Here is a 12,701-nt window from a genome sequence, read left to right on the forward strand (position 1 = left end):
ATCCTAGTCAATTTTACGATATAACATCCACAAATTTACATAGCGCTTAAAAGTCGCAAATGCACTCGTATAAGCCAATATAAAGCCTTCTTTCCCATCAAGAATCCCCAATCGGATGAGGTATTGATGCCAAAAACGATACCAAGGCCTAAACAAAAAATGATACCAATTAGGCTTCTTTTTCTTCTCATAAAGCATTTTCGCCTGCAACGCGCTGTACTTATGAAGCTTTTGAGTGTAATCGTCTAAAGATTTGTAGGTATGATGCGGTAAATGCTGCTTCAACTTAGCTGTTTCGCCTACAACTTCTAGGGCTTCATGAACCAGATTATTGTTATAACGACAGTGATTTTTGTTAAAAACCCGGATCACAAAATCATTTTGCATGCCGCTGTATTTAATTCTCTTTTTCATAAAGTGAAAATCACGCTTCACGAAATAAGCATTGGCTTTCGGATTTTTAAGCGTTTTTATGATCTCTTCGGAAAGAGTCGTAGTAATTTCTTCATCAAGATCAAAAAAAACAACCCAGTCGTTCGCAGCTTTTGAAAGGGCAAAATTCTTTTGTGCCGAAAAATTATCGAAGCTTCGTTGATAAACTGTTACTTTTTCGTGAGCTGAAGCTATTGCTACGGTAGCGTCACTACTAAAGGAGTCGACAATAATAATTTCATCGGCAAACCACAGGCTTTTTAGGTAGCCTTCCATCGCTTTTTCTTCATTTAAGGTGATGGCAATCGCAGAGATTTTAACCGACTTTTCCAATAGTTGCTTGTAGTTTGCGTAAAAGTAATAATTTTACAACTATAAATCCTGAAACTCCAGTGAGCAAACTAGCTGTTTTAATGTACCATGACGTGTCGACTGTTACAAGTGAGGCACTTACTATTTCGGTTGAAAAACTCGAAGAACAATTCGCATGGTTAGTAGAAAAAGGCTATAAAAGCTACCATTGTAAAGAGTTAATGGAGCTTCAAAAATTGCCGGCTAAGAAGAATATACTGATTACTTTCGACGATGGCTATGTGAGTCAGATGGAGTTGGCAGTTCCTTTGCTCGAGAAATATAATTTGAAGGCTACCTTCTTTGTCCCCTTGAATTACCTCGGAAAGACAGACCAGTGGAATACTTCGGCTTTATCAATAATGACTTCGGAAGATCTACTGTCTTTAAACCCGCAGACTATAGAATTGGCGTTTCATTCGTACTATCACAAAAAGTATAACGAATTAACTGAAGTCGAAATCGAAGCAGACACGCAGTTGTGTTTTAATACGGTTTCAGAAAAAAAACTTCCCTTTTCGGCAGCAGTGGCGTATCCTTATGGTAAGTATCCGAGGGAAACTTCAGAAAAGAAAAAATTCTTTCAGCAATTAAAAAAACAGCAATTCCACTTCGGATTCAGAATTGGAAACAGATTAAATGACTTTCCGTTTAAAAATCCATTTGAAATACAACGAATTGATGTAAAAGGAGAATTCAGTTTATCGAAGTTTAAAAGGAAAGTAAAGTTTGGGAAGATATTTTAAGAAAGATTCAAAGTTTCAGAGTTTCAAAGGTTGAGAGTGTCCATTTTTTCAACCAACACTTCTCGATATTATTTAAAAACTCCTTATAGTCGTGTTTAAATCACTCGAAGTGACAATCTTGAACTTCCAACTTCCAACTTCCAGCTCCCAGCTCCCAGCTTCCAGCACCCAACACCCAGCTCCCAACACCCAGCTCCTTACTTCATCCCACGATTAAGCAGAATAAGTTTGGCATAACGCGAAAAGACTCCATACGAATCGATAGCGGCGAGTGTTAATCCAGGGACACCATTTCTAAAACCTCCTTTTTTGATATAAGAATCGAAGAAGCGATAAGTGGGTTTAAAGAATAGTTGGAAGTAGGTAGTTTTCTTATTCTTTTCAAATCGCTGCTCAGCTTGAAACCAGGCATATTTTTCTTTTTTTGTAATGTAGTGGTGTAATCCTTTATACGTATAATGGATCATTTTCTGCCTGAGCTTACCCACACTACCGTTACAATGCAGTTTTTCATGTACCAGACCAGTAAAATTTGCCCCTTCTCGCTTTACAAGGCGTAACACATCATTACTTTGGAAGTACAAAAAACGATTCATAAAAAAATGTGGAAAGTTGATTTTGTAGCCACTGTGCTTTGGATTAATGAGCACCGATTTAATTTCTGCCTCCAAAGATCGTGTAACCCGTTCATCTGCGTCAATAAACAACACCCAATCACCAGTGGCATGTTCTAGGGCGTAATTTTTTTGAGCAGAGAAGTCATCGAATTTCCGCTCAAGCACCTTTGTAGCTAAAGATTGCGCAATGGTTTTAGTGTCATCACTACTGTAAGAATCTACCACAATTATCTCATCGGCAAATGCCACCGATTGCAGCGCATCTTCGATATAATCTGCTTCGTTAAAGGTTGGAATGATAACTGATAGTGTGGACATAGGATTCATTCTGAAAATGGTTTCAAAGCTTCAAAGTTACAGAGTTTATCTGTTACAAGACATATACTTGTTCTTTAAAGATAAAGTATTCGGCAATCGATAAATTGAAAATAAACCCGTCTACCTTTAGTACCTCCAGACCCCTCCGCCTTCGGCACCTCCCCTTTAAATAAGGGGAGGAAATTTTTACGACAATTTTTCAAACATATTTTACTTAAGATCTATTATGAAGCTCTTTCTACTTACAAAATAACTTTATCTTTGCCCGAATGAAAATCGATACTTCTATTATTATAAGTACATATAATTCTCCTACTTGGTTAGAAAAGGTATTGTATGGCTATAATAATCAGACCTATCGAATGTTTGAAGTTGTAATTGCCGATGATGGTTCTACTTCAGAGACAGCCGAATTATTAGCGAGGCTTCAGAAGGAGGTTTTCTTTCCTATTGTGCATGTTTGGCATGAAGACGATGGTTTTCAGAAGACAAAAATATTGAACCAAGCCATTTTAAAATGTGAGGCACCCTATATCATTATGACTGACGGAGATTGCGTTCCGAGGAAAGATTTTGTGGAAGTGCATGTAAAATACAGAGTGGAAGGCAGTTTCCTTTCGGGAGGATATTTTAAGCTTCCAATGAACATTTCAGAAGATATTACAAAAGAAGACATCTATACCGAGCGTTGTTTTGATGTAAAATGGCTTAAAAAGAAGGGGTTAAAATCCTCTTTTAAAAATAGTAAACTTACTTCCGGACCATTAAAAGCAGGAATTCTAAATGCGGTGACGCCTACAACAGCCACATGGAACGGACATAATTCTTCGGGTTGGAAAAGTGATATACTCGCAGTAAATGGTTTTGATGAACGCATGCAATACGGTGGAGAAGACAGGGAGTTAGGAGAGCGCATGATGAATAATCAAATAAAAGCGATTCAAGTGAGATATAGCGCTATCACGGTACATTTAGATCATCCGAGAGGTTATGTGAAGGAAGAAATGCTCTTCAAAAACCGAGAGATTCGAGATAAAGTGAAACTCGAAAAGATGGTTTGGACAGATTACGGAATAGTGTAGAAAATTTGATTTGTTTTTTGCTTTATTCGGCAAAGAATTGATAACTTCTACTGACTACTGACCACTTTTTTATACGCCCCAATTTTCCAATACTGCAACTCTTCATCAGTTGTAATAGTTGTGAAATCCAATTCTTTTAGCTTCTTATTCTCTTTAAAATATTCCCAACAACCAATACCTTCACGATAAATGGAGGTGATAATAAGTCCGTTGTCGTTAAGGTGATTCATCATTCGATCGAGAACTATAGTTTTTTCACTTTCATGGATGTAATAAAATGCTTCGTTAAAAACGATAACATCAAATTTTCTACTAGGCGTAAATGTGTGGACATCTTCTGAGATAAATTCTGCCTTTGGAAACTGCTTTTTCTTTGCTTGTTCTATAGATACTTTGGAGTAATCTAATCCTAAAAAGTAGCTGAATTCAAGATCCTGCATTCGGTCATTTAAAACACCATCACCACATCCGATGTCAAGGATTGAAGGATTGGCCGTACCGTGTTTACGTAGATAATCTATAATTTGAAAATAGCGTTTTGCTTCTTTTTCACTTTTCAGATTATCCCACTTGCCTTCTTTATACTGTTTATCCCAACGTCGTCTGCGCCTCCAATTATGAAATTTATCCAGGATATTCATATTATTTTTTTGCGTTTTTAAGATGGTTTGCTAAAAATGGTTTCAGCTTAGAAAGAATCATTTTAGGGGTGAGTTCCCGATAGAGTTGTTCAGGGTTCTCTTCAATGACCTTTCGCGATTCCCGTGTAAACTCCTCAAAAAGCTGAGGTTTTTCTTCCAACAAATGTACAGAATCATGCTCAATCCCATCTTCGAAACTATTCCAATCACCTTTTTCAATATATGGTGAATAAATAGTAAAAGTTGGCTTGCCGAGCGCCTTGGTGATATGTACAGTGCCACCTTCATTCGCTATTAACAGATCACATTGGTACATTAATTTAATAAAACCTCGAATTGAGTCCTCATAAATATCAAGGTTGATTTGCTCTTTATTTTTACAAAACTCATAAATCTTTAACGCATCCTCTTTCTGATGTGGTGCATAATTAAAAAGAATTGTCGCTGAATAATTATCAGTGATATAGTCAATTAACTCGGCAACATAATCAAACGGCATCGACTTCGGTAGTGTGCTTCCCAGCACGGTAAACATTATAACTGGTTTTTTAAGATGTACAATGCTGTTATAATTCTTTTCGGCTTCTGTTAAGTGAATTTTGGGACGATCGTCCGGGTTTTCCAATGGAAATACCGAATTGATGATATTCAATCTATCTTCGATTGCCTTGCCACAAAACTGTGATTTATCATCCAAGAAATTAACCGGATGGGTGTAAAATGGAAATTTTAGTTCCTTATGAGCACGTTTGAATCCGATGCGGTATTTCGCTCCCGAAAACAGACATAGCAATCTGCTCTGAAACTTGGCATAGGAGTCGAAAATTATATCATACTCTTCTTTTTTTACCGCTGCAATCGTTTTTAATAGCTTCGGAAACTTTTTTAGTTCCTTGTCATTGGCGGTAATAATGCGATCTATATTTGGGTTGTTTTCGATAACTCCAGTAGTGTAATCGTACACAAAATAAGTGACGTGAGAATCGGGGAAGATTTTTTTAATATTATTTGCAATGACCGAACTTATAAGCACGTCACCAATTCTTTTGTTCTGTATTACTAGTATTTTGGTCATAAAGATTACCTTCGCAAAGTACTTATTTTTTGAAGTTAATAAAATAAAAAATGCACTCAACTTTCGTTGTACATCCTAAATTCGAATCCTCAAAACCACAGTTGGAAGAGGTGTTAGCACATTTTTCGGAAAAAGGGGAATATGTGACTATGGGAGAGCGCAATGTTATTAAAAAAGTCATTGTTAATGGAACGGTCTTCAATTTAAAGAAGTTTAAAACACCCAATATATTTCAAGGCTTTGTATATCGTTTTCTTCGGAAGACTAAGGCAAAACGTTCGTATGAGTATGCCAATAGATTAATTGAGAATCACATAAAAACCCCTTTTCCGGTGGGTTATTCTGAAAGCTTTTCCGAAGTACTGAAACAGAGCTTTTATATAAGTGAACACGTTGATTACGACTTCGATTTCAGAGTACTTATCCACAATCCGAAGTATCCGAACAGAGAAGAAATTTTACGGCAGTTTACGCAATTCAGTTATAAATTACATCAAAATAATGTCAATTTTTTAGATCACTCTCCCGGGAACACCCTTGTTCAGGATAATGGTGACGGAACTTACGAATTTTACCTTATTGACTTAAATCGTATGAAATTCGAACCCATGAGTCTCGATCGCCGCATGCATAATTTAAGGCGGTTGTGGTTGTCGAAAGCAATGATAAAGATTATAGCTTCAGAGTACGCAAAATTAAGTGGATCGACTTATGAAGAAGTCCACGGACTATTATCGAAACATAGCCGTGCCTTTCAGAAAAAAGTAAATTCTAAAAAGTTACGGAAGAAAAGGAAATAAGTTTCAAAGTTTCGATTTTTTCAACTAACAGCTTCCAGCTTCCAGCACCTCAAAATCTACCACTAAACCGCTACATTATACTCACGCAAAGCATCATTCAATGAAGTCTTTTTATTAGTGCTCTCTTTTCGAGTTCCAATAATCAAGGCACAAGGCACATTGAACTCACCTGCAGGAAATTTTTTGACATAGCTTCCAGGTATTACAACCGATCTCGCCGGCACAAGTCCTTTGCGTTCTACGGGAGTATCACCGGTAACATCGATAATTTTAGTAGAAGCTGTAAGCACGACATTGGCCCCAAGAACGGCTTCTTTTTCGACTCGCACGCCTTCAACTACGATACAGCGGGATCCAATAAAGCAATTGTCTTCAATAATTACAGGAGCTGCTTGCAAAGGTTCCAGAACACCACCAATTCCAACACCACCACTTAAGTGTACATTTTTTCCTATTTGAGCACAACTACCTACGGTGGCCCATGTATCCACCATGGTTCCTTCATCTACATAAGCGCCAATATTCACATAGCTGGGCATTAAAATAACCCCCTTGGAGATATAAGCACCATGTCTCGCCACGGCATGAGGAACAACACGAATTCCCTTTGCTTCGTATCCTCGTTTCAACGGAATCTTGTCATGATACTCGAAAATTCCAGCTTCCATTGTTTCCATTTTTTGGATTGGAAAATACAAAACAATGCCTTTTTTTACCCACTCATTCACTTGCCATCCGTCTTGAACTGGTTCAGCACATCGAAGGCTTCCTTCGTCACAAAGACGAACCACCTCTCTTATTGCAGCAATGGTTTCAGGATTGGTTAACAGGGAGCGGTCGTCCCAGGCTTTTTCAATTAATTTTTGTAAGTTATCCATAGTGTAAAAAGAAAATTTACTGTATTTTTTTTGAATCGAATACAAATATAAACCCTGTGCTTCAATATCGCCTACATTTTTAGCATAGTATTTAGTAAAGACCTATTTTTGCGTCGAAAATGGGAAGAATTTTAGCCATAGACTACGGAACGAAAAGAACGGGTATCGCAATTACTGACGAACTTCAGATGATTGCATCCGGACTTACCACTGTTGCTACAAAGGAATTATTCATATTTTTAGAGAATTATTTTGCTTCCGAAAAAGTAGTTCTTATTTTAGTGGGGGAGCCAAAGCAGAAGGATGGTACACACTCTGATGTAGAAGTAGAAATTCAGAAGTTTCTGAAGCAATTCAGAAAAAAATATCCAGAAATGGAAATCAAAAGAGTCGATGAGCGTTATACCAGTAAGATGGCTTTTCAAACCATGATTGACAGTGGTTTGAAAAAAAAGCAGAGACGAAATAAAGCATTAATTGACGAAATTAGTGCCACAATCATATTACAGGAATATCTTTATAATAAGTAAGTAGTAAATAGTAAGAATAAAGAATAAAGAAGAAAGACTGTCACTTCGAGTGGTTTTTGATGACCAATAGGGAATTAAAAAGTGTATCGAGAAGAAGAAGAAAGAAGAAAGTGAGATAGACTGTAATGGTTATTAAACATTAAAAATTTAACATGATATTACCCATTGTCGCTTATGGCGATCCAGTATTAAGAAAGAAAGGCGAAGCGATTTCCAAGGATTATCCGAAATTCGATGCGTTGTTGGAGAATATGTTCGAGACTATGTACGCTGCAAAAGGAGTTGGACTAGCGGCTCCACAAATTGGGCTTCCTATTCGGATGTTTTTGGTAGATGCATCTCCGTTTGCTGATGATGAAGAGCTTTCAGAAATAGAACAGAAGGAACTTGAAAACTTTAAGAAAGTATTTATCAATGCTCAAATAGTAGAAGAAACAGGTGACGAATGGGCTTTCAACGAAGGCTGTCTAAGTATTCCGGATGTGCGGGAAGATGTGTTTAGAGGGCCGGATATCGTTATTGAATATGAAGATGAAAACTTCAAAAAGCATAAAGAAAAGTTTAGTGGTCTCGCAGCTCGAATTATACAACATGAGTACGACCATATTGAGGGTATTCTGTTCACAGATAAACTTTCGCCATTAAAAAAACGTTTAATAAAGGGTAAGTTGGCTAACATATCTAAAGGAAAGGTAAATGTGGATTATCGCATGCGCTTTCCTAATGCAAAAAAGAAACGTTAACACGCTTGGTTATCTCACACAAACCAAAGATATTTGCCACCGTCTTAAGTAAAATTAATAATTGAATAGCATTATATGAGTTTAGATAAAGTATTATCAATTTCAGGAAAACCAGGTCTTTACAAACTTACTACTCAAACTAGATCAGGCTTTCTAGCTGAATCCTTGCTCGACGGTAAAAAAATAAACGTGAGCGGAAGGCACAACGTTAGTTTGCTTTCGGAAATAGCAATTTATACACTGACTGAGGAGTTACCCTTGAGAGAGGTCTTTGTTAAGATTTTTGAAAAGGAAAATGGTGCTGAAACAATTGGGCATAAATCATCCAAAGATGAACTGGAAGAGTATTTCTTTTCAATTTTACCAGATTATGATGAGGACCGTGTCTATGTAAGTGACATTAAAAAGGTACTTCAATGGTATAATCTTTTAGTTAAAAACGGCATGACCGATTTTACAGTAGAAGAGGATGCTGATGAAGCTGAAGAAGGATCGTCAAAGACAAAGAAGGCACCGATCGCTGGCGCTGCGAATACTGTAGCTCCTAAGGCGAATACGCCAAAAGCTACATCTTCCAGAAAAGGTGGTGGTGCTAAAAATACAGCGGCGAGAAAAAAATAAAAATTTTATATATCCTTAATAAATGCCTCCCGGGAACGTGAGGCATTTTTTTATGTGATGAACATAAAAAAGTAATACTTGAAATGTTGATGTTTTTTTATAACTCCTTTGATTCTATCGAAGGTTTTGCTTTAGTTTTGTTAGATACTGTTATTTGCTAACCCATGAATTCCAGACCAGACCAATTAAAATCTTTCGATCGGTTATTAACCATTATGGACGAGTTACGAGCTCAATGTCCTTGGGATAAGAAACAAACCATGGAAACGCTTCGACATCTAACCATCGAGGAGACCTATGAATTAGGCGATGCAATCTTAGAAAATGACCTGAATGAGGTAAAAAATGAACTTGGAGATGTGTTATTACATATTGTTTTTTATGCAAAAATAGGAAGTGAAACCAATGACTTCGATATCGCCGATGTTTGCAATGATATCTGTGAAAAATTAATTTCCAGACATCCTCACATTTACGGTGACGTGGTTGTTGCGGATGAGGAGGAAGTAAAAAGGAATTGGGAAAATCTCAAGCTAAAAGAGGGCAAATCGAGTGTGTTGGAGGGTGTGCCAAAATCGCTTCCGGCGTTAGTGAAGGCAAATCGCATACAGGATAAAGTTGCCGGAGTGGGATTCGATTGGGAAGAACCCCAACAAGTGTTTGAAAAGCTTAAAGAAGAGCTGGAAGAGTTGCAACATGAAGTAGCAGCCAATGATAAGCAAAAGATGGAGGCTGAATTTGGAGATGTATTGTTCTCAATGATCAATTACGCCAGATTTTTGAAGATCGATCCCGAAAACGCATTGGAACGCACTAACAAGAAATTCATCAAACGATTTCAGTATTTGGAAACTAAGGCTGCTTCATTAGGTAAATCAATGAAGGATATGACGCTCGCCGAAATGGATGTCTATTGGGAAGAGGCGAAGAAAGTTTGAGTATTCTTCTACGCTCTACGCTCTACGCTCTACTCTCAATGATCAAAGTTCTCCAAGATGATAGGGAAGTCAATCAGTCAAAACACCGAGGAGGTTATTAATCATTTTCCTCTATTTTTCTGAATACTGAATACTAAATACTGCCTACTAATTACCCCTCAAATACGATCAAGTCTTTTTGTATTATTACTTCAGAAAAACCAAATTCCTTCTTAATCCACATTAAATTTTCTTCAGAATAAAAGGCTACGTGAGTGTTATCATTTTTATACCACCATGTTTCAAATTGTGATCGCTTCGGAAGAAATTGGGTTTTACAATACAAGTTTCCTTGAGGTTTCAATAGTTTCCGAAGTAAAGAAAATTCCTTCGCGGGATGATGAAAATGCTCCATTACCTCACAACAAATAATAAAGTCAAAAGTAGTATCCAGTACCGATTTGTCCGGATAGAAAAAGGGATCGTACAATGAAATTTCATAGCCTTGGTCTTGCAATAATTTGGTAATTACAGGGCCAGTGCCTGCGCCAAAATCCAAACCTTTATGATTTTTAGGCTCTGCTTCTGCAATGCGATTTACAATAGGGGAAACGAACTTTTGAAAATTTAGATCATTCACATCGTTTTCATGGAGCAAGTATCTTTCCTTTTCTGCTTTTTCAGTGGGAAAATGTTGAATATTCTTAAACACCAGAAGGCAGTGTTCGCATTGTATGTAAAGAATTTCTGCCCAATTTGCATACTCTTTAGTTCTTTCCGAGTTACAAAGTGGGCAGTTCATACTTTTTAATCCTGACGTGCTGATCGTACTTTAGAAAGTTTTGCTTTCCAAACATCCAGTTGTTCCTTATGACGTGCTATATTATCATGAACTTCCTTGACCAATGGGTTGTTAGAATCAACATGCTGAAAGAAACCTAAGTTGTTTTCCAGTTGTCGGATTTCATTTTTACTTTCTTCTATCTTTTTGGAAATGTAAAATTGCTCGTTTTGTAATTTTCTCTCATCCTCCTGAGAAACCATAGAACTTAACTTGTTCTCAAACTTAATGAGTTCAGTTTCATTCTTTCCGAGATCCAATTTGCCAAAAAGTCCGTCGAGCACTTTATTAAAGTCTTGCTCCACATTTCTTTTATTATAAGGGACTCTTCCAAGTTTTTTCCAATCTCCGATTTTAGATTTTATCGTTTTTAGATCTTCCTTATGGTCTCCGCTAAGATCGATAGATTTAAGTCCGTTAAGGAACTCTTTCTTATGTTCGTAATTTTCAAGTTCTTCCTTATTGGCCTCGTTTTTAAGTGCATGAAGTCTGTCAAAATAGTAATTACAGGCTCCTTTAAATTGCTTCCATATCTTGTCACTCTCTTTTCTTGGAACATGCCCAATCGTCCTCCAGTCACTTTGAATTTTCTTCATTAACGAAGTCACTGCTTCATGATCGTCGCTATCTTTGTTCTCTTCAGCAATCTTAATCAATTCCCGTTTCTTTTCTAAATTGGTATATTGATCTTTTTTGAGATTCTTGTAGAAATTATTCTTTTCGCGATTAAAATTTCTCGTAGTTTCTTTGAATTCGTTCCAAATCTCCTTGTTTTTGGTTCGGGGAACCTTTCCGGAAGCGAAATAAGTATCTCGCAAGGTCTGAACTTTTTTAATTGCATTTTGCCAGCCTTGATGACTAGGTTTTACATTCGAAATCGCCTCTTCAATCTGTGCGATGATTTGTTTTTTAGATTCGAAATTATCTATAAAAGATGCTTCCAACTCCTTTTGGCTCTCAAAACGTTTATCGTGAATTACCTTGGTAGCTTCACTAAATTTATCCCAAACGTCATCCCTGTATTCTTTCGCCACAGGTCCTATTTCTTCCTTCCACATTTTGTGAAGCATCTGTAATTCCCGGAATGCTTTGTTGATGTCAGTTTCCTGAGTAAGTTCCTGAGCGCGAATAATAAGCTTCAGTTTTTGATCGAGATTGTGTTTAAAATCCAAATCACGGAATTCTCTATTCAGATGAAGAAAATCATAGAAATTCTCTACATGATGGTGATACGTATTCCAAACTGTATTGTATTTGTCGCGAGGAATAGGCCCGGCAACATGCCATTTTGCTTGTATTTCTTTAAAATGCTTATAGGTAGTGTTGATGTTTTCCTCTGCACTTAGAAGCCCCTTCAATTCTTCGACAAGCTCATTTCGCTTATTGAGATTTTCCTGAAGATCTCTTTTAAGATTTTTATAATAACTGTTTCGCCTTTCTTTAAAATCAAAGTAGAGCGAATTAAATTCTTTCTTTTCGGGAGTGGAGTAGTGGAAGTCAATAATATTACCACCTCCAGCTAAAAATTCTTCCTTTTTATGCTCTAATTCATCCTGAAACTTTGCGTTGAATTCGGTCCGAATTTCTTCTACATCATGTTTAAGTTCCTGTACAGATTTCGATTTAAGCAAGGACTCTAATTCCGAAATTAATTCCTTGGCAGAAAGTGTATGATAATCTTTTTGTGCTTTTTCTTCTACATCCTCATCTTCGTCTTCCTCTTCATCAGATGACGAAACTTCTTCTTCATCTTCTTCGGTTTCTATATTTTCGTCTTCTGAAACTTCAGTTTTATCAGTCTCCTTCTTAACGACTTTTTCTATAGTATCTTCGGAAGGTTTTTCTTCTGTTTTAATTTCTTCTGAAATGTCTTTAGCTTCTGAAGCTTCTTCATCTTCAATTTTGCTTTCTACAGAAGATTTTTCTGCTACTACCTCTTCACCTTTGTTTGCGGTTTCTTTTGAAGAATTTTCTACTGCGGCATTTTCACCTTCGTTAGTGGTTTCTTCTGAAGCATCTTCTACTACGGCATCTTCCGGTAAGCGCTGTTCTTCAGCCTTTAATTCAATTTCTTTTTCCGTCGGAATTTTTGCTTTTTCGTCTGACATA

At 36.9% G+C, this 12,701-nt stretch carries 14 protein-coding genes; 7 read left to right on the plus strand and 7 right to left on the minus strand.

The features are described from left to right. Positions 1–3 precede the first annotated feature (3 nt). A complete protein-coding gene (locus BXY75_RS09480; protein WP_121907513.1) occupies positions 4–765 on the minus strand; it encodes a glycosyltransferase family 2 protein in 762 nt (253 codons plus the stop codon). A 14-nt stretch (positions 766–779) separates the two neighbouring features. Between BXY75_RS09480 and BXY75_RS09485 the strand changes: the two genes are divergently transcribed. After that, positions 780–1,529 (plus strand): polysaccharide deacetylase family protein, encoded by a 750-nt coding sequence (locus BXY75_RS09485; protein WP_121907514.1) that lies wholly within the window; start codon positions 780–782, stop codon positions 1,527–1,529. A 197-nt stretch (positions 1,530–1,726) separates the two neighbouring features. On the opposite strand, the gene BXY75_RS09490 is transcribed toward BXY75_RS09485, so the two are convergent. After that, positions 1,727–2,464, minus strand: coding sequence for a glycosyltransferase family 2 protein (locus BXY75_RS09490; protein WP_121907949.1), 738 nt, complete (start codon positions 2,462–2,464; stop codon positions 1,727–1,729). A gap of 269 nt (positions 2,465–2,733) precedes the next feature. Here BXY75_RS09490 and BXY75_RS09495 point away from each other — a divergent pair, with 269 nt between their 5' ends. Then, positions 2,734–3,546, plus strand: a complete 813-nt coding sequence (locus BXY75_RS09495) for a glycosyltransferase family 2 protein (protein WP_121907515.1) — start codon at positions 2,734–2,736, stop codon at positions 3,544–3,546. 47 nt (positions 3,547–3,593) lie between these two features. On the opposite strand, the gene BXY75_RS09500 is transcribed toward BXY75_RS09495, so the two are convergent. Further along, positions 3,594–4,187 carry a class I SAM-dependent methyltransferase gene (locus BXY75_RS09500; RefSeq protein ID WP_121907516.1) on the minus strand — a complete coding sequence of 198 codons (594 nt, stop codon included), beginning with the start codon at positions 4,185–4,187 and terminating at the stop codon, positions 3,594–3,596. Between the two features lies 1 nt (position 4,188). Then, on the minus strand, positions 4,189–5,262 hold the full coding sequence (locus BXY75_RS09505; protein WP_121907517.1) for a glycosyltransferase family 9 protein: 1,074 nt from the start codon (positions 5,260–5,262) through the stop codon (positions 4,189–4,191). Between the two features lie 50 nt (positions 5,263–5,312). Between BXY75_RS09505 and BXY75_RS09510 the strand changes: the two genes are divergently transcribed. After that, positions 5,313–6,062 (plus strand): lipopolysaccharide kinase InaA family protein, encoded by a 750-nt coding sequence (locus BXY75_RS09510; RefSeq protein WP_121907518.1) that lies wholly within the window; start codon positions 5,313–5,315, stop codon positions 6,060–6,062. Positions 6,063–6,124: 62 nt separating this feature from the next. Here the strand turns inward: BXY75_RS09510 and BXY75_RS09515 are convergent, their stop codons facing one another. After that, on the minus strand, positions 6,125–6,940 hold the full coding sequence (locus tag BXY75_RS09515; protein WP_121907519.1) for a 2,3,4,5-tetrahydropyridine-2,6-dicarboxylate N-succinyltransferase: 816 nt from the start codon (positions 6,938–6,940) through the stop codon (positions 6,125–6,127). A 119-nt stretch (positions 6,941–7,059) separates the two neighbouring features. Between BXY75_RS09515 and ruvX the strand changes: the two genes are divergently transcribed. The 4 genes from ruvX (at position 7,060) to mazG (ending at position 9,772) form a co-directional block, all read left to right on the plus strand. After that, complete coding sequence (gene ruvX, locus BXY75_RS09520; RefSeq protein WP_121907520.1) at positions 7,060–7,470, plus strand: Holliday junction resolvase RuvX; 411 nt, start codon at positions 7,060–7,062, stop codon at positions 7,468–7,470. 152 nt (positions 7,471–7,622) lie between these two features. Then, the gene (gene def, locus BXY75_RS09525) at positions 7,623–8,213 is read left to right on the plus strand and encodes a peptide deformylase (protein ID WP_121907521.1); all 591 of its coding nucleotides are present in this window, start codon (positions 7,623–7,625) and stop codon (positions 8,211–8,213) included. A 75-nt stretch (positions 8,214–8,288) separates the two neighbouring features. After that, a complete protein-coding gene (locus BXY75_RS09530) occupies positions 8,289–8,834 on the plus strand; it encodes a DUF5606 family protein (RefSeq protein ID WP_121907522.1) in 546 nt (181 codons plus the stop codon). Between the two features lie 164 nt (positions 8,835–8,998). Further along, positions 8,999–9,772 carry a nucleoside triphosphate pyrophosphohydrolase gene (gene mazG, locus BXY75_RS09535; protein ID WP_121907523.1) on the plus strand — a complete coding sequence of 258 codons (774 nt, stop codon included), beginning with the start codon at positions 8,999–9,001 and terminating at the stop codon, positions 9,770–9,772. Positions 9,773–9,923: 151 nt separating this feature from the next. Here mazG and BXY75_RS09540 read toward each other — a convergent pair whose 3' ends face one another. Then, positions 9,924–10,553 (minus strand): class I SAM-dependent methyltransferase, encoded by a 630-nt coding sequence (locus BXY75_RS09540; protein ID WP_121907524.1) that lies wholly within the window; start codon positions 10,551–10,553, stop codon positions 9,924–9,926. 5 nt (positions 10,554–10,558) lie between these two features. Next, complete coding sequence (locus BXY75_RS09545; RefSeq protein WP_121907525.1) at positions 10,559–12,700, minus strand: DUF349 domain-containing protein; 2,142 nt, start codon at positions 12,698–12,700, stop codon at positions 10,559–10,561. Position 12,701: the final 1 nt, after the last annotated feature.

Source organism: Ulvibacter antarcticus (assembly GCF_003688405.1).
GTDB classification, from domain to species: domain Bacteria; phylum Bacteroidota; class Bacteroidia; order Flavobacteriales; family Flavobacteriaceae; genus Ulvibacter; species Ulvibacter antarcticus.

What these genes read in the sequence shown, in the direction of transcription:
- BXY75_RS09545 (WP_121907525.1), bottom strand. Translation starts at nt 12,700, where the DNA reads ATGTCAGACGAAAAAGCAAAAATTCCGACGGAAAAAGAAATTGAATTA.
- BXY75_RS09490 (WP_121907949.1), bottom strand. Translation starts at nt 2,464, where the DNA reads ATGTCCACACTATCAGTTATCATTCCAACCTTTAACGAAGCAGATTAT.
- ruvX (WP_121907520.1), top strand. Translation starts at nt 7,060, where the DNA reads ATGGGAAGAATTTTAGCCATAGACTACGGAACGAAAAGAACGGGTATC.
- BXY75_RS09495 (WP_121907515.1), top strand. Translation starts at nt 2,734, where the DNA reads ATGAAAATCGATACTTCTATTATTATAAGTACATATAATTCTCCTACT.
- BXY75_RS09540 (WP_121907524.1), bottom strand. Translation starts at nt 10,553, where the DNA reads ATGAACTGCCCACTTTGTAACTCGGAAAGAACTAAAGAGTATGCAAAT.
- def (WP_121907521.1), top strand. Translation starts at nt 7,623, where the DNA reads ATGATATTACCCATTGTCGCTTATGGCGATCCAGTATTAAGAAAGAAA.
- BXY75_RS09505 (WP_121907517.1), bottom strand. Translation starts at nt 5,262, where the DNA reads ATGACCAAAATACTAGTAATACAGAACAAAAGAATTGGTGACGTGCTT.
- BXY75_RS09530 (WP_121907522.1), top strand. Translation starts at nt 8,289, where the DNA reads ATGAGTTTAGATAAAGTATTATCAATTTCAGGAAAACCAGGTCTTTAC.
- BXY75_RS09515 (WP_121907519.1), bottom strand. Translation starts at nt 6,940, where the DNA reads ATGGATAACTTACAAAAATTAATTGAAAAAGCCTGGGACGACCGCTCC.
- BXY75_RS09510 (WP_121907518.1), top strand. Translation starts at nt 5,313, where the DNA reads ATGCACTCAACTTTCGTTGTACATCCTAAATTCGAATCCTCAAAACCA.
- BXY75_RS09500 (WP_121907516.1), bottom strand. Translation starts at nt 4,187, where the DNA reads ATGAATATCCTGGATAAATTTCATAATTGGAGGCGCAGACGACGTTGG.
- mazG (WP_121907523.1), top strand. Translation starts at nt 8,999, where the DNA reads ATGAATTCCAGACCAGACCAATTAAAATCTTTCGATCGGTTATTAACC.